A 20,633-nucleotide genomic window follows, 5' to 3' on the forward strand; every position below is an offset into this window, starting at 1 on the left:
TACAACTTGGCGGCACCCTCGGCCTACGCTGGCCGGACCCGACAGCCGAGTCGCCAAGGATGGCACATGATCAAGCGTCGCTCACTGTTCGCTCTCGCCGGTCTGGGCGGGGCCGCCGCCCTGCTGCCGGCCGGGCCTGCCCTGGCGGATTCGCCGCAGCCCATCGACCTGCCCTCGCCGACTGTCGGCCGGCCGGTCGGTACCGTCAGTCTGCACCTGGTCGACCGCGGCCGGCCGGACCCGTTCGAACCCGCCTCCGGGGCACGCGAGTTGATGGTGCAGTTCTGGTACCCGGCGCGCGGTACCGCCGGCCTGGCCCGGGCGTCGTACACGACCCCGCGGGTCGCGGCCGCGCTCGAAGGTTTTCTGCTGATGGACCCGGGCACGTTGTCGCGGATCCGGCCCACCGCCCACGCCGGCGCCCCCGTCCACCCGGGCCCGCTGCCGCTGCTGCTGTTCGGGCACGGGCGGAAGGGTGGGCGCAGCAACTGCACGGCGCTGGCGGAGGAGTTGGCCGCGCACGGCTACCTCGTCGCGGCCATTGACCACACCTACGACGCCACCGCCGTGGAGTTCCCGGACGGCCGGGTGGTGTACAGCTCGTTGTCGGACGATCCGCCGGGCAACGACGGCCCGGACCGGCAGCAGATCGCCGCACGGGTCGGCGATCTGCGCTTCGTGGTCGACGAACTGACCGGCGGCCGGCTGCCGTTCCGGGTCGACGGCGGGCGAATCGGGGTGCTCGGCCACTCCATGGGCGGGGCCGCTGCGGCCGAGGCGCTGCGGCAGGACTCCCGGCTGCGGATCGGTCTCGACCTCGACGGCGGCCTGTTCGGTTCGTCCGTTCCCGAGCTCGGGCTGGACCGGCCGTTCCTGCTGCTCACCTCGCTCGAGGACCATGACACCTGGCGGCGCTGGCGCGAGCACCACCGGGCCTGGGGGCGTCAGCTCCGGACCCGGGGCACGGGCCACCTCAGCTTCACCGACCTGCCGCACGCCGCCGGGCCGGGCCACCTCGCCGACCGCCTTCCCCCCGAGGTCTACGCCGGCCTCTTCGGCACCCTCGCCCCGGCCCGCGCCACCGAACTCACCCGCGCGTACGTCCGCGCCTTCGCCGACCGCTTCCTGCGCGACTGCCCCGCCCCGATCCTCGACGGACCGTCCCCGCGGTACCCGGAGATCGAGTTCCGCTGGAGCGTCCAGTAGGACCGGGGCCTCAACTCCTCAGCGCTCAGCCTCCGGTGAGGAGGTCGCGGAGCAGGGCGACGGTGTCGGGGTCGAGGTCGCGGCCGGTGCGGCGGCTCAGTGCGTCGAGGCGGTTGACGGCGCGGACGAGTTGGTCACGGGCGCCGGCCGAGGCGTACGCGTAGAACAGGTCGCGGTGCAGGAGTTCGACGTCGGGGGCGACGGCGAGGGCGCGGAAGATCGCGGCCTCGGCGGTGCGGTGGTCGCCGTACTGGAGGCGGCGGGCGGCGAGTTCGTGCGCGGTGTCGACGATCGCGGCCAGCATGTCCTGGCGTTCGGTCTCCGCCCAGCCGAACGTCCCGGCCGGGGACTCGGCGAACGGGGCGCCGCGGACCAGGGCGAGGGCGTGGGCGAGGGCGGCGTCGGCGGTGGTGGAGGTGGAGCGCATGCCGCGCCGGTACAGGCTGCGGAACTCGTCCCAGTCGCAGCCGACCGTCGGGGCCAGCGTGTACGTCTCGGCGGGCTCGGCGGCCAGGTAGTCGCGGCCCTCCGGGGAGGCGCCCAACCAGGCGGCCAGCGCGGCGAGTTTGACCGGCAGCGGTTCGGCGAGCCGCTCCGCGGTGGCCTTCGGGTCGAGGTGGGCGGCGCCGGGGTGGATGTCCCGGTCGACCACCGAGTGCTCGGATCCGGGGCGCAGCGCCAGGTACGCGGCGAGCTCGGTCAGCCGGGGGCGGGCGGCCGGGTCGATGCTGCCCGCCACCCCGAGGACGTCCACCGGGCCGAGCAGCCGGATCCGCGGCGCGGACCGCAGGTGGTGCGCCTCCGGGGAGCGCAGGATCGCCAGCAGGTCGTCACTGTCGGTCCGGGCGGCGGTGCTCCCGGGCCGGGCGGACGGCCGGGCGGCGGCGCTCGCGGCGTGCGGGTCGGGTGCCTCCGCCTGGTCGTGGATCGGCGCGGGCTCGGGCACCACCGGCTGGGCGGCGGGGGCCGGGACGGCGGGGGCGGTCTCGACCGGCGGGAGCTCGAAGTACTGGGTGCCGGCCGTGGGTTCCGGGGCGGTCTCCGCCGGCGGCAGCTCGAAGTACTCCGTGCGGTCCGGCTCCGGTGCCACGACGGGTTCCGGCACCGACTCCACCAAAGGCTCCGCCACGGGCTCCGCCACCGACTCCACCGCCGTTTCCACGGGCGGGAGTTCGGCGGTGTCGGCGGCGTCCGGGTCGTGGTCGAGCGGCGCGGAGTCCACCGGAACGGGGTCCACCGGAACGGGGTAGGCAGTGAGCCGCGGGTCGACGGCGGTGCCGTGCGGCGGCGTGGTGGCCTTGCGGGCCTGGCCGTTGGCGGCGTGCCGGGGCTCGGCGGGCGGGACGGGGGTGACCGGGGTGACGGCGTAGGGGTTGGTGGGCGCGGTGGGGACGAGTCCGGCGAACGGGCTGCTGCCGGTGGGCACGACCCGGGCCAGCACGCGCGGGCCGTCGGCGTCGCCGTCGGCGCCGGGCTTGGCCAGCGACAGCGGCGCCGATGCCTCGGCGGCGTGCTGCTCCGCGCCGCCGGGTCCGCCGAGCAGGGCGATCAGCCGGGCGTCCAGAGAGCTGTCGGAGCGCTCGGGCATGCCGCCGTCCGACTCGAAGCCGAGCGGTCCGGGGTGGGCGGCGATCGCGGCGCCGACGGTGGCCAGTGCGGGGACGGCGGGGAGCGGGATCTCGGCCTCGTCCTCGGGGCCGTTGTGCGGGCCGTCGAGGGTCCAGTCGGGGGCGGGGTGCTGGGTGAAGTCGCCGGAGGCACGGACGAGTTCGCCGAGCTGGTCGTACTGTTCGCGGCTCAGGCGCTGGAGTTCGACGTTCAGGTGCAGGCCGGGCAGGGTGGACTGGCCGACGGCGGGGAGCGTCCAGCGGGCGACGGGGCCGGCGCCGCGCTCGGGGGCACGGGTGAGGACGGCCAGGCAGGTGCGGGGGCGGCCGTCGAGCAGCCGGCCGAGTTCGGCGGGGATGCCACCGGCGGGCGGCTGCGCGGAGAGCACGATCTCCGGCACCCAGGCCTCGTCGGCGCTGCCCCGGCTGCGGGCCTCGCGGGGGCTGCCGGCCTCGGCGGCGACCAGGGTGGCGCGGGCCTTGGCGGTGCGCGGGCCGAGGGCGGCGAGCGCGGCCTCCAGGGTGGCGTGGTGGTGGACCCGGTCGGTGGCGGGGCCGGCGGCGGGCAGGTCGGTGGCGATGCCGACCAGGTGCAGGTGGAGACGGTCGGCGAGCGGGCTGTGGGCGAGTTCGACGGCGAGGGTGCGCAGCACGTCGTCGGCGTCGTCGGGGTGCCCGGAGAGGTGGACCAGGCGGACGGTCTCCAGGTCGGCGAGGACGGTGGAGCCGTCCGGGCTGTTGCCGAGGGTGACCAGCGCCGGGTAGGGGGCGCTGTACTTGGCGGCCTGCCCGGCGGACAGCAGCTCGTTGGAGTCGTCGGGGCACCACCACACGTTGGGGGCGTGCGCGGCCCGGAACGGGGCGATCGGCACGGCGGGTGCGGCCAGGTGCAGTTCGACGGTGCCGGCGTTGGTGATCCGGGCGGCGACCAGGGCGGGCAGCCGCTTGTCGCCGCGGACGGTGTTGCGGCCGAGGGTGCGCAGCGCGCGGTTGAGCAGTTCCAGTCCGCCGTCGTTCTGGCGGGCCTTCAGCTCGGCCTCGAAGCGGCCGGCCGGGGCGGACGGCAGCGCGATCCGGTGCCGGGGGCGGCGGGCCCGCTGCTGGTCGGTGCGGCGGCGGGCGACCAGGCTGACCAGCGCGGCGGCCATCAGCACGCCGACGGTGGAGACCGCCAGCGGCACGGTGTAGTCGTCGCCGTGGCGGGCCTGCTGGTCGCGGGCGGCGGGCAGGTTGGCGGCGGGCGTGCTGTCCTGCGGCGCGGGCGTCTCGGCGCCGGTGGACGGTGCGGGCGTCTGCTCGGGCGCGGGGCTCTCCGCAGCGGGGCTCTGCGCGGCAGGGCTCTGCGCAGCCGGACTCTCCGCAGCCGGGCTCTGCGCAGCGGGCGACGCGGGCGCAGGCGGCTGGGCGGCAGGCGGCTGGGCGGCGGGCACGTCGTCGCGCTCGGGCCGCTCGGGCGCGTGGCTGCGCGGCACCACCGGGGCCTGCGGCGCGGGCGCCCCCGCCGCAGGCGGCTGGGCGGCTGCCGGCGCCCCGGGCATGGTGAGCACCATGCCGGGCGCGAGCACGTCCGGGTTCGTGAGCTTCTCGCCGTCGGGCGCGGTGACGCCCTTGTTGGCGTCGAACAGTTCGGGCCAGCGGTCGCCGTCGCCCAACTCCCGCTGGGCGATGCCGGACAGCGAGTCGCCGGAGTGCACGGTGACGGTGCCGTGGGCGGCCGCGGTCAGCCCGGGCGGGGTGACGGCGGCACTCTGGGTACCCCCGCCAACGGTCGCGCCGCCACCCGCTGTCCCGGCGCCCCCGCCACCACTCGCGGCGTCGGGCTTGGCGTCGGCGGGCATCAGCAGCCGCCAGCCGGGCTGGATCGGGCGGTCGGCGTCGAAGCGGGTGCCGGAGTCGTCCATCGCGCGGCCCGCGTTGAGCTTGGCGATCTCCGTCCAGCGTTCGCCGGAGCCGAGTTGGCGTTCGGCGATGGTCCACAGGCTGTCGGCGGGCCGGGAGTCGCGCACCGTGTAGGTGGGCTGCTGGGGGTCGGCGTCGGGTGCTGCGGCGGGGGCGGCGGCGGGCAGTGCGGCGAGCGCCGGGGAGGACGTCAACTGGGCGACGGCGGCGGGGCGTTCGGCGAGTTCGGGGGTGGCGGCGAAGGCCGAGCCGGCCACCGGGAGCAGGGCGAGCACGGAGCCGACCAGGCCGGCGGCGATCCGCTGGCTCCAGCCGAAGGCGGGGAGCCGGCGGGCGACCCGGCCGCGCAGCTGGGCGGGGATCTCGATCAGTACGGAGATCAGGAAGCACAGCCAGCCGAGCCAGCCGACGCCGACCAGCAGCCACAGGAACAGGCTGCCGTCGTCGGGGCTGGTGAGTGCCTCCACCAGGCCGCGGCCGAACGGGTTGCCCATGGCGGCGACGGTGGCGGTGCCGTAGCCGAGCAGGGCGGGCACGCCGATCAGCAGCACGGCCAGCGCCAGCAGCGAGCCGAGCGCGGCGAGCAGCGAGCCTCCGGCGCCGCGCCGTCGGGCGGGGCGCCCGAGATGAACGGGCGTGGTGCCGCCGGGGTGCGGTCGCCGCCCCGGGCGGCCCTTGCGGTGCTGGTCGTCGGCTCCGCGCGCGGCCATCAGCCGGTCGTCCCTTCCGTGATGCCGTGTACCAGGGTGGCCTTGCCGTGACCCTGCACGGGGAGTGTGGTGATGCCGACCAGGCCGAGCAGCGCGGTCGGGTAGTCCGTTTCGACGGTGACGCTGAACGTTTGCAGGTCGTTCGGGTTCGGGAAGCCGATGGCGCCCTTGATGCCGTGGCTGCGCAGGTACGCGGTGGCGGCGCGTTCGGCGGCGGGCCGGTCGAAGCGGTAGCCCCGGCCGGCCCGCAGCGCGTCGATGTCGAGCTGCTGGCCGCCGGCCCGGGCGGCTTCCTGGGCGAGCGCGTCGGTCCGTTCGACGGCACGCAGCCGTCCGCCGCAGTCGAGAACCAGGCCGACCACGGCCACCAGGCTGACGGCGGTGACGGCGACCATGACCGAAATGCTGCCCCGGTCACGGCAGTTCACGCCTCGTTCGTTCACGGTCCCTCCCCCTGGGGTGTGATCAGTTTCCCCGGTAACGGTCCACCACGGAGGTGAATGTACCGGTGAGCGTCTTGTGGCCGGGCAGGCCGTCGAGTTCCATCAGGTCGCCGAACGCGACGGTGCAGGAGACCCGGACGGTGATGGTGGTGAGCGGTTCTCCGTCGGTGTTCAGGATGCCGTACTCGGGCTCCCCGACGGGCTCGGTCGCGCACTGTACGCGGCGGTCGGCGAGGGCTTGTTGGACCGCGTCGGCGGCGGCCTGCCGGGCGCCCTCGGGGGTGCGGGCCAGCGAGGCGGCGCGCGCGCCGGAGCGGGCGGCGGCGTCGACGATCGCGCCGGTGCTCTGGACGCGCCCGGCGGCGACCGCCATCAGCGCGAAGGCGAGCACCACGGGCACCACGATGGCGGCCTCGATCGCGAACGACCCCCGGTCGTCGCGGCGTATCCGAAGAAGGTCTCTCACGGCTGCCCCTGCGGAACGAACTTCTCCCGGGGCGCGCTGGCGGTCTTGGTGAGCGTCAGCCGGTCGAAGAACGGCAGCACGGACGCGGGGTGGACGGTGACGGACAGCCGGTACAGGTCGGGGTCGCCGCTGTCGGTGTCGATGTGTTCCAGCCGGGCGAGGTTGCCGAGCCGGTCGGTGAAGTCCTGGGCCCGCCTCGGCCCGTCGTCGGCGCGCGCGCCGTTGACGCGTCCGGCGTCCACGCCCTCCCGGGCGGCGGTCAGCGCGGCCTGGTCGGCGTACCACCAGAGTCCGGCCTGAACGACCAGGAGGATGACGAACAGCACGGCGGGGAAGACGATGGCGAGGCTGATCGCCATCGCTCCCGCGTCGAGCGTGCGTCCGCGGAACTGCCGGACCGTCAAAGCGACGGACCGGGGCGGGCGGGAGGTCACGGTGCCTGGCCCCCGTCCGGCACGTTCTGCGGGATCTTGTTCTTCACGTTGGTGCCGAGCTGGGTGATCGCGTAGACCACCGCGCCGGCGATGGCGACCAGCACGATGACGGCGAGCGCGAGTTCGATGCTGATCGCGCCGCGGTCGCCGGAGGCGCGGGCGGCCCGCAGCTTGACCAGCCGGAACTCGAGGACGGGGCGCAGCAGGTGGACGGGGAACAGCAGCGGCAGCAGAACTGCCGTGGCCAGGGCGCGGATTCGGTTCATGGTGTGCTCTCCGGTGCGGGGTGGCGGGGTACTCGTGGAGGTCATTGGACGGTCAGCATCTGGTAGAGCGCGGGGAAGACGATCAGGACCGTCATCAGCAGGGTGAGCGCGGATCCGGGTGCGACCATTCGTTCGCTGTCGGTGTTGGCCTTGGCGAGTTCTTCGGAGAGCAGTTCGCCGCGCAGGCTCTTGGCGCGGGCCCGCAGGGTGTCGTAGACGGCGGCGCCGTCGACGCCGGAGATCCGCATGATGTCGGCGACGTCCTGGAGCGGGGTGAGGCCCAGCTCCTGGGCGAGGGTGTCGAGTCCGTCCCAGGGCGGGAGCCGGTCGGTGGCGGCGCGTTCGAGGGCGTCGCGGATCCGCCGGAAGACGGTGCCGCGGCCGGCGGAGGCGGCGCGGCGGAGTGCTTCGGCGGGTCCGCAGTCGGCGGCGCGTTCCAGGGCGACGAGTTCCAGGTAGGCGGCGATGCCGTGCAGGTACTCGGTGCGGGCCTCCTTGGCCTCGCCGGCCACGATGGCGTCGGGGACGAACCAGAGCAGTGCGCCGAGCAGCGGTCCGACCAGCAGCGGGACGGCGATGGGCAGTCCGTCGCCGAACAGGGCGGCCAGTGCGGCGAAGTAGCCGGGCAGCGAGAGGCCGATGACGGCGAACAGCACCTTGTGTGCCATGAACCGGGCGGGGCTGCGGCCGATCAGGGCGAGTTCCTGCTGCGGAATGCGGACCCCGGGCAGTTGGAGCGAGCGGGTGCCGACCCGGTCGTACCAGGGGTCGGCGGCGTCGTCGGCGGCGTCCCGGCGCGGTTCGGGGGTGCGGTGCAGCCGGTCCAGGGCCTGGCCCAGGTCCGGTGGGGCGGGGCGGAGTTCGGCGAGCAGCAGGGCGAGGCCGCCGGCGGCGGCGGCGCCGGCCAGGACGGCCCAGGGCGAGATCATCGGGCTCCCTTGACCAGCGGGTCGTTGTCGTCGCCGGCCGCGGTGTCGGCGGTTTCGTCGCCGGTGCGCTGTCCGGGCATCCGGCCGGCCTTGGAGCGCCGGTCCTGTTCCAGGATCCGCGGCAGGGGGGTGTACGAGGCGAGCGAGCGCATCCAGGCGATCACCAGCACGAACGCCACCGCGACGACGCCGAGCACGAGTTGGCCGATGCCGGTGGTGTAGGGCTGGGTGTAGGTGGAGTTGAACGAGCCGAGGACTGTCACCAGCAGGATGATGCCCACCATCCAGCGGATGGTGGTCCGGTGCTTTGCCCGGTCGGCCTCGATGGTGCGGCGCTGGCGGACTTCCTCGCGGACCGATTCGGCCATGTCGGCGAGGGCCCGGGCCAGGCCGGGGCCGCTGTCGCCGGCCCGCAGCAGGAGGGCGGCGAGCACCTTGTCGGCGGTGGCGTCGGCGAGTTGGTCGGCGAAGGCGCGCAGTGCGTCCTCGGGGCGCCAGCGGGCCTGGAGGCGGGCGGCGAGGTCTGTGATCTCGGTCTCCAGGGCGGCGGGTGCGGTGCGGCGGCTGGTGACGATGGCCTGGTTGAGGCCGACGCCGAGCAGCAGGACGTCGGCGAGGCGCTGGGTCCACTCGGCGAGTGCTTCCAGCCGTTCGATCCGGCGGGTGTCGGAGCGGGTGGCGTCGAACAGCCAGGGCAGGCCGAAGACGCCGGCGGGCACCAGCAGGGCGACCAGCGGGATGCCGGTGAACAGCCAGCCGGCCGGGCCGCCGAGCAGGGCCAGCGCGAGCTGGATGCGGCGCAGCCGGGCGACGCCGGGCGAGGCGGTGCCGGGGGCGCCGTACCAGAGGGTGTGCAGCCGTCCTTCCAGCGGGTTGGCCCGTTCGTCGGGGTCGGCGCGCCGTCCGGTCAGTCCGGCGGCCAGGGCCACCAGTCCGCCGGCGGTGAGCAGTCCGCACAGCACGTACAGGAGCATCAGCGCATCCCCCCGATCCGCAGGTTCAGCGGCGCGCCCCAGGCCCCGTAGGGGGAGGCGAGCAGCCCCGCGTCGAAGCCGGCCCGGCGCAGGTCGTCCAGGCAGTGCGGCGGGGTGACGGGGACGGCCCGTACCTCGCCGAGTTCCGGGCGCGGCCCGAAGACGGTGTTCATGGCGGGCCGTCCGGACTCGCCGAGGCCGGCCACTTCCAGGACGTGCGAGACGAACCGGTGGCGGCGGCCGCCGACGGCGGTCTCGTCGACCATGGTGACGTGCACGATGAAGTCGATGGCGTTGGCGGTGAGCCGGTAGGCCAGGCTGTCGGTCATGTGGGAGCCGTACTCGAGGCAGAGTTCGGCGATCCGGTCGACCACCATGTGTGGGCCGCGGGCGTGCAGGGTGCACATCGAGCCGCCCTCGCCGTTGGTCATCACCCGCAGCATCGGCACGACCTCGCCGGAGCGGACTTCGCCGACGATGATCCGCGAAAGCGTCATCCGCAGTGCGGCGGGAATGAGTTCACCGATCGTCAGCTCGCCTGCGAGCCGTCCGTCCACGCGTTCGCCGTTGCCCTCGCGGGCCTCCATCGGTACGACCTGGCGCAGGTGGCCGAGGGTGTGCAGCCAGAGCTCGAACTCGGACTCCAGGGTGCCGATCCGTTCGTCGGGCGGGATCTCGGCGGCCATCGCGCGCAGCAGGCTGGTCTTGCCGACGCCCTGGGTGCCGGTGATCATCACGTTCTTCCGGGCCCGGATGGCGGCGGCCAGGAACGCGGCCAAGGTGGTGTCCACGGTGCCGAGTTGGACCAGGTCGCGGAGGTTGGCGCTGGCCACCCGGTGGCGGCGGATCGCCACGTAGGGGCGGGGGGTGACCTCGGTCATCGCCTGCAGGCGCATGCCGCCCTCCAGGCGCAGCGCGAGCATCGGGCTGGCGGTGGACAGGCTGCGTTCGCCGCCGCCGTGCTGGCGGGCCAGGTCCTGGAGCAGCTCGATGAGTTCCTCGTCGGAGTCGGCGACCGGCGGGACCTGCCGCAGCGGCTGGTGCACCCGGGAGACCCAGACGTCGTCGCAGCCGTTGATCAGGATGTTCTCGATCTCCGGGTCGTCGAGGTACGGCTGGAGGCGCCCGGCCCGGAACAGCAGGTCGTAGACGGCCTCGGAGAGCGCCCGGTCCTGTTCGCGGGTGGGCGGGATGCCGTGGGTCTGCGCGTAGGCGTCGGACCAGCGGGCCACCGCCTCCTCGATCAGCGCCCGTCCGCGCTGACGGCGGGTGGCCCGGTCGGCCTCGGTGCCGGACGCCTCGTTCAGCCGGGACAGCTGCTGGTGCAGTTCGGCCGCGACCTGCCGCTTCAGCTCCCGTGCGACCTGGGTGTCCACGGCCGGGACCGCCCCGGCCGGGCCGAGCGCGGGCACGGCGGCGGGCATGGTCGACACCGGGCCGGTCGGTGGGACGGGCGCGGCGGGCATCGGCGCGGGCACGGCCGGCGCGGCCCACGGCAGCCCGGCGGCGTCCGGCGAACCTCCGTACACCACCTGCCCGTTGACGTACTGCCCGGCCTGCTGGGGCGGCGGCCCCTGGTAGGGGTTAGCGCGCACGGTGCACCTCCCCCCGCCCGTCCTCGGGCCCGTCGTCCTGTCCGGGGAACGGCGCGGGCGCGGGCGGCTGCGGCACCACGGGCGGCGCGATGTACGGCGCGGTGTACGAGATCTGCGGCTGGTTCTCCACCCGGATCGGCCACTCCCCCGTGAACTGCCCACCGGGCTGCGGCCGCTGCGGCTGAACCGGCTGGGGCTGGACGGGCGGCGGCAGGAACGGCTGGGGCTGCGTCGGGTACTGCGGGGCCTGGGCCTGGTACGGCTGCGGCGGGTACGGCTGCTGGACGTAGGACTGCTCGGTCTGCGGAGGGTACGGCTGGGCCTGGCGCCCGCCCACCGGCCCGGCCGCGAACGGCGGCTGCGCGAACGGGGCTGCGGTAGGCGGCGCCTGCGGGGGCGTCACCTGTTGCTGCGTCATCTGTTGCTGCGTCATCTGCTGCGAGGGTACGGCCTGCTGGGAAACGGGCGGCTGCGGGGCCTGCACCTGGTACGTCAACGGCTGCGGCTGGACGGGCTGGGGCGACGGCTGGACGGGCTGCGCCTGCGGTCGCGGAAGCTGCTGCGGCGGAACCTGCTGAGCCTGCGGCCCGAGGCGTCGCCGGCGCCCCTCGGCGTGGTGCTGGATCCGGTCGGCTGCGGTCCGCGCGGTGCGCATCAGCTCGGAGCGGATGAACCGCCGGTCGGTGGTGTCGCCGCCGTCGGACAGCACCCGGGCGGTGCGCGGCGCGTGCGTGAGGGTGCCGAGCACGGGCAGTTGGAACTGCCGGGACACCTCGTGGTCGGGGTAGGGGCCTTCGGCGACCAGCAGCAGTCCGAGGCTGTCCGATCCGGTGCCGTGGGTGTCGAGGTCCTCGCGCAGTGCGGCCAGCCGGGGCCGGGCGGCGGAGAGTCCGCGCAGTGTGGTGCGGACGGTCACGGCGACCACGTCGGAGCGCCGGGCGAGGACGGCCATCGGGCCGTTGGCGCCGGAGCGGCCGAGGTCGAGGATCACGTCGTAGCCCTCGGGGTCGAGCGCGCGCAGCGCTTCGACCAGGGGTTCCCAGGTGTAGGCGAGGCCGGGGGCCTGGGCGGGGTCGGTGAGTCCGGGCAGCAGGAGGCGTTCGCCGGAGCCCTGCGGGGAGACGTCCAGCAGTTGTTCCCACAGGGTCTGGGCGAGCAGTCCGCGCCGGTCGGCCACGGCGAGGTTGCGCAGTCCGTACACCGCGTCGACGCGGCCTTCGAGGGCGCCGGCCAGCACCGCGCCGCCGTCGGGGTCGCATTCGGCGAGCAGGACGCGGCGGCCCGGGCGCAGCGGCCAGGACAGCAGCAGGGCGAGGGCGCTGCTGGTGGCCCCGGGCGCCCCCGGCCCGCCGAGGACGGCCACCACGGTCATCAGGAGCCCCCGGCGTTTCGGGGTGCGAGGATCACCTGGAATTTGCCGCCGGCCACCCAGGAGGCGAGTCGGGGGCCGTCGGACGGGCCGATGGCGACGTCTATGACGGTGGTGCCGTCGGGGTCGGTGCGGCCGACGGCGGAGACGGTGGCGGTCATGGTGTCGGGGGTGCGGGTGGTGCCGTCGGTCTTGGTGCTGTCGGGGGTGTAGACGATCAGCACCTGGAGTCCGGGTTGCAGCCGGGTGGCGGGCAGTTGAGAGCGTTTGGCGGCGACGCCGACGATCTGCTGGCCGGGCTGGGTGGCGGGGTCGCTGGTGAGGTCGGACTTGACCAGCAGGGCGCCGCGCTTGAGGTCGGTGGTGGCGCGCAGTCCGACGGTGTGTTCGAGGTCGCGGGCGTCCAGCGGGCGCAGCGCGGGGTCGCCGGCGATGTGGGCGACGACCAGGTCGTCGTTGCCGATGACCTGGCCCATGGGGACGTCGCGGGCGAGGGCCAGGACGGCGATCCGCTGGCCGCTGCTGTTGTACAGCACGGCGCCGCCCAGGCCGCCGGCGGCGATCAGGGCGGCCGCCATGGCCAGTACGGCGGGCCTGCGGCGGCGGACGCCGAGGCGGCGCGGCGGGGTCGGCATGCTTCGGTTCTCCACCGCTTCGCGGCCTCTCACTCGTGATGGAACGTCAATGCTGGTCCGGCAAGGGGGTTGTCGGCCCGGTCAGTTCAGCACCTGGACCTCGTTGACGGGGATCTGCATCGTCAGGCCGGGGAATTCGCTGCGCCAGGTGAAGTCCGCCATGTCGATGTCGGCGTTGTTCGAGGTCTTGGCGGTGACCTTCCACAGCAGCGCGACCCGCAGGGTGTAGGCGTGGTCCTTCATGCCGGCGGAGGCGCGGGCGAAGATGTGGCTGCAGCTGGGTGTCTGCCCGGCGGCGAACGGGGTTCCGGGGTCGGCGCAGGTGAACTCCTGGGAGCGGGCGCCGTCGGGGCCGTCGTCGACGGACCAGACGACCTGCTTGAGGGTCACCGTGGTGGTCACGTCGTAGCCGGGTCCGTGGATGGTGTGGCTGATCGGTCCGGCGGACTGCGGTGTGGCATCGAACCAGAGTCCCACCGGGGAGCCGACCACGGCGTCCGTCTGCGGGGCGGCGTGCAGCACGGGGCGGGCGACCTTGATCTGGTCGAGGGCGTCGAAGGCGAGTTGGCGGGGCGTCGGGGGCTTCACCGGGCCGGGGGGCTGGGCGAGGAAGACCTGGCCGGGCGCCTCGACGCCGAGGCAGGACCGGTCGTAGATCGCGCCGTCCTTGCTGGTCTTGCCGTCCCAGACGTCCTCGCTCTCCAGCGGCTGGGGCTTCGACAGCCGGTAGTAGCAGCCGCTGGAGAACCAGCCCAGGTCGTCGAGCCAGCACGGCACATCCTCGTCGTTCCAGCGGCACTTGCCGGACCCGGAGTCCCCTCCCCCGCCGCCCGAGCCGCCGCCGGAGCCGCCCCCGCTGCCGGGTTCGTGGACGCCCGTGCAAATGATGTCGTCGGCGCACGGCGTCACGTCGGCGCTCGCCGACGGGACGAACGCGACCGTCAGTCCGATTCCGGTCAGTACACAGAGCGCGGCGCGCCAGGCGGAGTTCAGCATGTCTTGGTCACCTCACGGGTGAAGTCGGCGATCAGCCAGCGGTTTCCGTATCTCTTCAGGACGGCGGTAGCGGGGTAGCGGGTCAGCCGCTGTTGCGGATCCTTGATCTGCTTGGTGCCCGCGTCCGCCTGGTGCCAGCCGCTGACGTCGAGGCAGTCCTCGATCGTCGCGGTGGGCGGACTCGCCTGCAGATTCATGCTTTTGACGACGGGTGAGGTTCTGGGCCGGCCGGTCATCACGAGTTTGGCATCGTGCAACTGGGTCAGCGAGAGCAGTGCCTCGCTGAGCGCCGGCCCGGTGGCGTACTGGCCGAGCGCGGTTCCGTCCGAATTCGATCGCTCGAACACGTCGGCCCGGACGTCCCACCAGGCTTGATAGGCCGTCACCACGCTGTGCGCCTCCAGCCCTTGGTCGCCCTGGTCGGGGACGGGGCTGCGGCTGGGGTCGGCTTTCCCGGTGGCGGAGTTGGTGGCGCGGGGCAGTCCGGATTCGGGGGTGCCGAGGCGGTCGGCGGAGCCTTTTTCGGTGGCGCCGCATGCCGTGAGAGCTGTCAGCAGGAATGGCAGAAGCAGCCCGCTGATCCCAACTCCCCGAGGGCGCACCGGAATTCCGCGCTGCCGCATAGCCCCACCTTGTCGCGGCCGAACTGTGGTGGGTCCGGGCCGCCGATCTCGTCTGCCGTCCCCTGTGGTGATTCCGGGCGGCTCGGAGGTCGATTCTTCGCCAACCCGCCCCGGCACGGCAACACCCGGGGCGTCCTGACCTTACGCGGAAGGCGGATCTGTTGGGGCACTTTCTCGCCACAGAACCGCCAAAAGTTCATCGGAAAGCGGCAGTCCGGCGAGCGCTCCCCGCACTGCGGCGCGGTTGCGCATCAGGAGTCTCCCTCCGTCACGGGGCACCAGCAGTCTGGCCTCGCCGGCGGAGGCCGGTTCGCCCCAGCCGAGTTGGCCCTCGACGGCGGGCTGGAGGTCGAGCGGGCCGACGGCGGCGGGCGCGCCGGGCACGCCGTGCTCCAGCACCCGGCCGAGCGCCCAGCTGAACGAGCCCTCCGCGCCGGGCAGTACGCCGTCGCGCCCCCGCCGCCCGGCGCTCCAGCGCCCGATCCGGCCCCACAGCGGCACCCGGGAGTGGCCGAGCAGTTCGCCCGCGCCGTCCTCGCGCAGCAGGGCCGCCCAGGTGTCGCGGTCGGCGACCGCGTCGACGATCAACAGGGTCTCCTCCTGTTCGCCGTGCACCATGGCGCTGGTGATCCAGTCCCAGGCGAGGCCGCGCCGGTAGGCGTTGTCGGGGGTGGAGCCCGCGGTGACCAGCGCGACCCGGCGCCCGCGCGGGTCTGCGACCAGCTGGCCGAGCAGGCACACCACCAGCCAGCGGGCCGGGCGCTGGGAGGCCTGGCGCAGCGCGGTGAGCAGGGTGTTGGCGTCGGCGTCGGCCGGCGGCTGGGTGACGGTGCTGCCGCGGGTGCCGGCGTCGAAGGTGCGGCCGGGCAGCGCGGCGGCGAGGGTGCGGGCGCCGTCGGCGGCGCGGGCGGAGCCGCCGTGCCCGCGTTCGGGGCCGCCGTCCGCGCCGATCACCACCAGTTCGATGCCACCGCTCACCTTGTACCGCCCCCTCGCCCGCCATTTCCGGCCACCAGTGAGTGCTGCGGCCTGAGCCAAGGTATCGCCGAGCGGCGTCGGCGCGGGCCCAAATAGGCCCGATGAGCCCCAGCTCAGGGACCATGGGCCCTGTTCGCGGCCGGTGCGCGGGGGGCACCATCGTCCTTATGGACCGTGACGACCGGGTGGAGACCCTGAGCGAGGCCGAGTGCCTGCGCCTGCTCGGCGCCGTGCCGTTGGGGCGGGTGGTGTACACCGAGCACGCGTTGCCGGCCGTGCTGCCGGTGGCTTTTCGGCTGGCCGAGGACGGCCGGCTGATTCTGGCGCTGCGCACCGGCACCCGGGTGGCCCGGGCGCTGGACGGGACGGTGGCGGCGTTCCAGGTGGACGACTTCGACGCGGCGGGCCGCTGCGGCTGGAGCGTGCTGGTGCACGGCCGCGCCGAGGTGGTGCGGGACGCGGAGGAGCGTGCCGCGCTGGAGTCGGAGGGTCTGCGCCCGTGGATCCCGGAGCCGGGCCCGGAGTATGTGGCAATCACGCCGGAGCTGGTCTCCGGCCGCCGGCTGATCCCTGACCACGCGCTCTGACCACGCGCTCTGACCACGTGCTCTGACCTCACCGCGGGACCCCACTGACAGGTGACCGGCGAGTAGGCATACTCTGCGGGGCGGCCCGGACGGGCCGTCCCCTGCCCCGTCGCACCTGTGGAGCGCACCGTGACGACCTTCGCCTCGCTCACCGACCTGACCGCCGCCGTCGGTACCGAACTCGGCACCAGCGAGTGGCACACCGTCGACCAGGAGCGGGTGAACCTGTTCGCGGAGGCGACCGGCGACCACCAGTGGATCCACGTGGACCCGGCGCGCGCCAAGGAATCGCCGTTCGGCGGGACGATCGCGCACGGCTACCTGACGCTGTCGCTGCTGCCGGTGCTGGCCAAGGAGTGCTACGCGGTGGAGAACATCGCGATGGCCCTCAACTACGGCTCGGACAAGGTCCGTTTCCCGGCCCCGCTGCCGGTGGGCACGGCGGTCCGGGCGACGGCGGTGCTGGTGTCGGCCGACGAGGTGCCGGGCGGCGTGCAGGCGGTGGTCCGGTTCACCATTTCCAGTGAGGCCAGTGCCAAGCCGCACTGTGTGGCGGAGACCATCACCCGCTTCTACCCGGCGGCCTGATCTGCGCTTTTCCGCCCTTCCTCGGCCCTTCCCCGGCCCTTCCTCGACGGACCGTCCCGCCTGCCGGGGCGGTCCGTTCCCGTTCGCGGCGACCGGCGCGCCGCCGACCCGTTCGGCTGGTTCAGGCCCGTTTACGGCGGTAGTGTCCCGATTTGAAACGCGTCGTCCCCGCCGGGGTCCCGGCTGTCCGGGCGGCGCCGTCCGGCCTGCCGTCGACCCGTCCGGGGCGCCAACTCGTCCCGCCGTCCCGGCAAGCCCCACCGTTCGGGTGCTCGACCGTGGAGGTGCCTTGTCCCGTCCCGTCTCCTGGCTGTTCCGCGCCGGTGAGCTGGCCGCCGAGGCCGGGCTCGCCCTGCGCGACGCGAAGCGCTCGTACCGGACACTGCCGCGGGACAGCTGGCACCGGCTGCGCACCGAGGCGTTCGGCGCCGACCCGCGGGGCGGCCGCTGGCACCGGGTCCGCAACTCGCAGCATTTCGTGGACGGTTCGTTCCGCAACCCGGTCCCGACCCGCCGACTGCGGTACGCCCACACCCCGCTGGCGCTGATGCGCACCAAGCTGGCCGCGGACGGCGACCGCCGCAGCCCCGCCGCGGCGGTGCCGGTGCACCGGCTGCTGCCCGTCGAACTGGCCACCCCGCCCGCCTCCGGGCTGCGCCTGACCTGGCTCGGCCACGCCACCGTGCTGGCCGAACTGGACGGCGTCCGGGTGCTGTTCGACCCGGTGTGGAGCGAACGCGTCTCGCCGTTCGGCTGGATCGGCCCGAAGCGGCTGCACCCGGTGCCGCTGCCCCTGGCCGAACTCGGGCCGGTGGACGTGGTGGTGATCTCGCACGACCACTACGACCACCTGGACATGACCACCATCCGCACGCTCGCCGCGGGCGACGCGGTGTTCGCGGTGCCGCTGGGCATCGGCGCGCACCTGGAGCACTGGGGCGTCGAGCCGTACCGGATCGTCGACCTGGACTGGTGGGAGTCCGCCGAACTGGACGGCCTGCGGCTGACCGCCACTCCCGCCCGCCACTACTGCTCGCGCGGCCCGCGGCCCAGCGGCAAGTTCCTCTGGTCGTCCTGGGTGGTGGAGGGCAAGCACCACCGGCTCTTCCACAGCGGCGACACCGGCTGGTTCCCGGGCTTCGCCGACATCGGCCACCGCTTCGGGCCGTTCGACGCCACCATGATGCAGGTCGGCGCGTACTCCGAACACTGGCCGGAGGTCCACCTGACCCCCGAGGAGGCCGTGCAGGCGCACCGCGACCTGGGCGGCAAGGTAATGCTCCCGATGCACTGGGGCACCTTCGACCTCGCCCCGCACCCCTGGGAAGAACCCGCCGAACGGACGGTGGCCGCCGCGAACGCCGCCGGCGTCACGCTGGCCGTCCCCCGCCCCGGCAAGCCCTTCGAACCGGCCGACCCGCCACCCGTCAAACTCTGGTGGCGCGCCGTCGCCGCCACCCCGTCCGGCGCCGACGTCCTCGCCCCCGAGAGCCTCACCCCGCCCACCACCGCCGCCCCCGACTCCGCGGCACGCCTCGCGCCCACCCTGCGCCCGGATGCGCCGCTGGCGAACGCGAGGCCCGCCGCGGGGCCCACAGACGCGAAGCCGAAGCCGGCCGCCCGCAAGCCCCGCGCCGCCACGCCCGAGCAGTCCCCCGGCCCGGACCCGCTGTTCTGACTCTCAGTGCCGCAGCGCGCCCTCGATCAGGGCCACTGCGGCGCGCGGGTCGTCCACCTCGACGATCACCCGGGCGTAGTGCTCGTCGGCGAGTTCGATCACCACGGCCTTCGCCGGGTTCTTCACGTCCCAGAACACCAGCTCACCGTGGCGGCGGAACCGCCCGGCCGTGATCAGCCCCGGCCACTGGGTGCCGCCGACCTTGAGCCCCTTGGGCTCCGAGGCGACCCCCGGGTCCGCGGTCGCGCCGCGCACGTTCGCGAGCGGTATCTCGATCCGGCTCTTGATCGCCCAGAGCTTGTCCAGGCCCTCGATCTCCACGACCAGCGTTTCCTTGTCGACAGCCACTCGAGCCATGTCGGTGAACCCTCCCTCGTACGGTGAAAAACAGTGATGTGACGGCCGGTCAGCCGGCCAGCCGGGCCGCCAGCGCGAGTACCGCCTGCGCGGACGCCGCCGGACCGAGCGCCCGGTCACGCAGCCGCAACCCCAGAACGCTCGCCCCGAGCGCCTCGACCAGCGGACTGTCGACGGGCTCGCCGAGCACCGTCGCGAGCGCCCGTTCGAGCGCGTGCAGGCCGTCCGCGACCAGCGCCGCGACGTCCGGATCCTCCGGCGCCCGCTCGACCGCCGCGGACAGCAGCAGCCCCGCCGCCGCCCCGCCGTCGAACCCGCCCGCCGCCTGACCCAGCGCCTCCTTCGGCCCGCTGGTGACGGTGAGCGCGGCCACGGTCGGCAGCACCTCGTCCGCCAAGTGGTGCCGCAGCGCGGCCAGGTAGAGCCCGCGCTTGCTGCCGAACGCCTTGTACAAGCTGCCCCGGTGCACACCGAGCCGCTGCACCAGATCGTCCACCGAGGTGCCCTCGAACCCGCGCTCGGCGAACAGCACCGCCGCCGCCCGAACCGCCTCGGCCTCGTCAAAGGCCCGTGGTCTTCCCATGCCCACGACCCTAGGGATTCGAGAACGTTCAGTCAAGAACGACCGTTCCAAAACTCCAGAGCCCCGAACGGGAGATCCGGACCGCCGCGCGGGCGCGGCGGTCCGCGGCTCAGGCCAGGATCGGCACCAGCCCGATCGCGAAGACGCCGTAGAAGCCGGCGGCGACCGCCAGCCGGGCCGGGGTGAGCTTGTGGGCGCGCATGGTCAGCAGGAGGTAGACGATCGCTGCCATGGTGATGAGACCGGCCCACAGCAGCGGGCCGTCGAAGTGCCACTTGGTGAACAGCAGGCCGATGCCACTGGGGACGGTGGCCTGGATCATCATCGAGCCGGAGACGTTGGCGAGCGCCAGCTTCACCTTGCCCTGGCGGACCCAGATGATCGCGTTCATGATCTCGGGCAGCTCGGTCGCTATCGGGGACAGCAGCAACGCGGTCACCGTCGCGGACAGGCCGAGCATCGGGCCGATGACGTCGAGCTGGGCGACGAAGTAGTGCGCGGCGAAGAAGATCACCACGAGGGTGGCCAGGGTCTGGACGACCACCGCCCAGGTGTCGGGCGACTCCTTCTTCGGCTGGAGCTTCAGCGCCTCCAGCTCCTCCTCGTCCTCGTCCTCGTCGGCTTCGCCCGCGGCCTCCTCGGCGCGGCTGGCCCGGATCTCCCGCCAGAAGTAGGCGGCGTACGCGGCGAAGAACAGCACACCCAGGGCGGGCTTGAAGGCGAACGCGACCAGGCCCAGCGACACCTTGACGAAGAAGATCGGCAGGAACCACTTCTGGTCCTTGGCCAGCCGCCGCATGTCCTTCTCGGTGCCCAGCGCCTGCCCGGCCGGAACGATCGCGGTGCCGGTGGCCAGGGCCGAGACCCGGTCACGGCGACGCTTGATGAGCAGGGCGACTCCGGTGACGCCGTAGGCGACGGTCGCCAGCGCGAGGGGTCCGCCCATCGCCGCGCCCACGCCGATGTTCTTCGCCTCCTCGGTACCACCGGTGGTCACCGCGACCAGGGTGACCACCGACTCCGGCAGCGCGGTACCGAAAGCGGCCAGGATCGTGCCGACCGCCATCTTCCCCACGTTGAGGCGCTCGCCCAGCCACTCCACCGCGTTGACGAACCACTCGCACGAGAGATAGATCGCCACCGCGCACACGATGAGCAAAACGAAATGAATCACGAAACTCGTCAGGCCTTCCCGCGCCGGCGGGAATCCAAAGAGCGGGCGGCACAGGGGCAGCACGACTTCGGCCCCCGCCGACACGCACAGTCGTCGACAAACGGGCCGAAGGTCTCGCCCGCCCCCCACCATCACCGGTGACGAGCCCGGCCACCGGGAACCCGGCAACGGGCTCCAGCATGTCGACGACCGGTTCGCGGGGCTACTCCCCTTCGCAGCCGCCCATTGTACAGACGCCCAGCAGGGACCCTCCGCCCGACGAGATCGCCGCCCCCCACAGCCGCCGAGCACCGCCGACGGCCGCACGACCCCCGGCGAGGGCCGGGCCGGGAGGTCGCTCCCCTCACTCCCCCAGCGGCACCTTCGCCTCCGCAACCAGCCTGCTCCGCCCCCCACTTACCGCCACCCGGGTCACCTCCACGACCGCCACGCGCACTCCACCCGCACCGCCACCAACCCCGCCGAGGCCGCAGGCAAGGGCGCCCCTCACTCCCCCAGCAGCCCGGCCAGGACCCTCGCCTCCGCAACCAGCCTGC

General features: G+C 74.0%; 20 protein-coding genes. 4 read left to right on the forward strand and 16 right to left on the reverse strand.

Annotation, left to right across the window (positions count from 1 at the left end; translation table 11 throughout):
* The first annotated feature begins 66 nt into the window (after positions 1 to 66).
* Positions 67 to 1,206 (forward strand): alpha/beta hydrolase family protein, encoded by a 1,140-nt coding sequence (locus ACGFWJ_RS01950; protein ID WP_392944240.1) that lies wholly within the window; start codon positions 67 to 69, stop codon positions 1,204 to 1,206.
* 25 nt (positions 1,207 to 1,231) lie between these two features.
* Here ACGFWJ_RS01950 and ACGFWJ_RS01955 read toward each other — a convergent pair whose 3' ends face one another.
* The 13 genes from ACGFWJ_RS01955 to ACGFWJ_RS02015 form a co-directional block, all read right to left on the reverse strand.
* The gene (locus ACGFWJ_RS01955; protein WP_392944242.1) at positions 1,232 to 5,422 is read right to left on the reverse strand and encodes a BTAD domain-containing putative transcriptional regulator; all 4,191 of its coding nucleotides are present in this window, start codon (positions 5,420 to 5,422) and stop codon (positions 1,232 to 1,234) included.
* Complete coding sequence (locus tag ACGFWJ_RS01960) at positions 5,422 to 5,817, reverse strand: hypothetical protein (protein WP_392944244.1); 396 nt, start codon at positions 5,815 to 5,817, stop codon at positions 5,422 to 5,424. The genes ACGFWJ_RS01955 and ACGFWJ_RS01960 overlap by 1 nt, the downstream gene beginning before the upstream one ends.
* Positions 5,818 to 5,887: 70 nt before the next feature.
* A complete protein-coding gene (locus ACGFWJ_RS01965; protein ID WP_387634362.1) occupies positions 5,888 to 6,331 on the reverse strand; it encodes a TadE/TadG family type IV pilus assembly protein in 444 nt (147 codons plus the stop codon).
* On the reverse strand, positions 6,328 to 6,690 hold the full coding sequence (locus tag ACGFWJ_RS01970; protein ID WP_392944247.1) for a TadE family protein: 363 nt from the start codon (positions 6,688 to 6,690) through the stop codon (positions 6,328 to 6,330). Before ACGFWJ_RS01970 ends, ACGFWJ_RS01965 begins: the two co-directional genes overlap by 4 nt.
* A 71-nt stretch (positions 6,691 to 6,761) precedes the next feature.
* Positions 6,762 to 7,031 (reverse strand): hypothetical protein, encoded by a 270-nt coding sequence (locus ACGFWJ_RS01975; protein ID WP_073808831.1) that lies wholly within the window; start codon positions 7,029 to 7,031, stop codon positions 6,762 to 6,764.
* Positions 7,032 to 7,072: 41 nt separating this feature from the next.
* Positions 7,073 to 7,960: a hypothetical protein gene (locus ACGFWJ_RS01980; protein WP_387634368.1), complete on the reverse strand. Its 888-nt coding sequence runs from the start codon at positions 7,958 to 7,960 to the stop codon at positions 7,073 to 7,075.
* A complete protein-coding gene (locus tag ACGFWJ_RS01985) occupies positions 7,957 to 8,934 on the reverse strand; it encodes a type II secretion system F family protein (RefSeq protein ID WP_392944250.1) in 978 nt (325 codons plus the stop codon). Before ACGFWJ_RS01985 ends, ACGFWJ_RS01980 begins: the two co-directional genes overlap by 4 nt.
* A complete protein-coding gene (locus ACGFWJ_RS01990; protein ID WP_392945448.1) occupies positions 8,934 to 10,400 on the reverse strand; it encodes a CpaF family protein in 1,467 nt (488 codons plus the stop codon). The genes ACGFWJ_RS01985 and ACGFWJ_RS01990 overlap by 1 nt, the downstream gene beginning before the upstream one ends.
* Positions 10,401 to 10,518: 118 nt before the next feature.
* Entirely contained in the window at positions 10,519 to 11,901 is a 1,383-nt protein-coding gene (locus ACGFWJ_RS01995; protein ID WP_392944252.1) for a hypothetical protein, read from the reverse strand.
* A complete protein-coding gene (locus ACGFWJ_RS02000) occupies positions 11,901 to 12,533 on the reverse strand; it encodes an SAF domain-containing protein (RefSeq protein WP_387634377.1) in 633 nt (210 codons plus the stop codon). Before ACGFWJ_RS02000 ends, ACGFWJ_RS01995 begins: the two co-directional genes overlap by 1 nt.
* Before the next feature lie 81 nt (positions 12,534 to 12,614).
* The gene (locus ACGFWJ_RS02005; RefSeq protein WP_392944254.1) at positions 12,615 to 13,529 is read right to left on the reverse strand and encodes a hypothetical protein; all 915 of its coding nucleotides are present in this window, start codon (positions 13,527 to 13,529) and stop codon (positions 12,615 to 12,617) included.
* Positions 13,523 to 14,152, reverse strand: a complete 630-nt coding sequence (locus ACGFWJ_RS02010; RefSeq protein ID WP_392944256.1) for a hypothetical protein — start codon at positions 14,150 to 14,152, stop codon at positions 13,523 to 13,525. Before ACGFWJ_RS02010 ends, ACGFWJ_RS02005 begins: the two co-directional genes overlap by 7 nt.
* Positions 14,153 to 14,293: 141 nt before the next feature.
* The gene (locus tag ACGFWJ_RS02015; protein ID WP_387634386.1) at positions 14,294 to 15,130 is read right to left on the reverse strand and encodes a hypothetical protein; all 837 of its coding nucleotides are present in this window, start codon (positions 15,128 to 15,130) and stop codon (positions 14,294 to 14,296) included.
* Between the two features lie 167 nt (positions 15,131 to 15,297).
* On the opposite strand from ACGFWJ_RS02015, the gene ACGFWJ_RS02020 reads away from it, so the two are divergent.
* From ACGFWJ_RS02020 to ACGFWJ_RS02030, 3 genes are all read left to right on the forward strand, one after another.
* Complete coding sequence (locus ACGFWJ_RS02020; RefSeq protein WP_392944258.1) at positions 15,298 to 15,717, forward strand: pyridoxamine 5'-phosphate oxidase family protein; 420 nt, start codon at positions 15,298 to 15,300, stop codon at positions 15,715 to 15,717.
* A gap of 129 nt (positions 15,718 to 15,846) precedes the next feature.
* Complete coding sequence (locus ACGFWJ_RS02025; RefSeq protein WP_392944260.1) at positions 15,847 to 16,305, forward strand: MaoC family dehydratase; 459 nt, start codon at positions 15,847 to 15,849, stop codon at positions 16,303 to 16,305.
* A gap of 382 nt (positions 16,306 to 16,687) precedes the next feature.
* The gene (locus ACGFWJ_RS02030; RefSeq protein ID WP_392945450.1) at positions 16,688 to 17,983 is read left to right on the forward strand and encodes an MBL fold metallo-hydrolase; all 1,296 of its coding nucleotides are present in this window, start codon (positions 16,688 to 16,690) and stop codon (positions 17,981 to 17,983) included.
* A gap of 3 nt (positions 17,984 to 17,986) precedes the next feature.
* On the opposite strand, the gene ACGFWJ_RS02035 is transcribed toward ACGFWJ_RS02030, so the two are convergent.
* From ACGFWJ_RS02035 to ACGFWJ_RS02045, 3 genes are all read right to left on the reverse strand, one after another.
* Positions 17,987 to 18,340 (reverse strand): hypothetical protein, encoded by a 354-nt coding sequence (locus ACGFWJ_RS02035; RefSeq protein ID WP_387634395.1) that lies wholly within the window; start codon positions 18,338 to 18,340, stop codon positions 17,987 to 17,989.
* Positions 18,341 to 18,389: 49 nt separating this feature from the next.
* Positions 18,390 to 18,923, reverse strand: coding sequence for a TetR/AcrR family transcriptional regulator (locus tag ACGFWJ_RS02040; protein WP_392944262.1), 534 nt, complete (start codon positions 18,921 to 18,923; stop codon positions 18,390 to 18,392).
* 109 nt (positions 18,924 to 19,032) lie between these two features.
* Positions 19,033 to 20,097: a sodium:calcium antiporter gene (locus ACGFWJ_RS02045; protein ID WP_392944264.1), complete on the reverse strand. Its 1,065-nt coding sequence runs from the start codon at positions 20,095 to 20,097 to the stop codon at positions 19,033 to 19,035.
* Positions 20,098 to 20,633 lie beyond the last annotated feature (536 nt).

The sequence above is a fragment of the Kitasatospora sp. NPDC048407 genome (assembly GCF_043200475.1).
Classification (GTDB): domain Bacteria; phylum Actinomycetota; class Actinomycetes; order Streptomycetales; family Streptomycetaceae; genus Kitasatospora.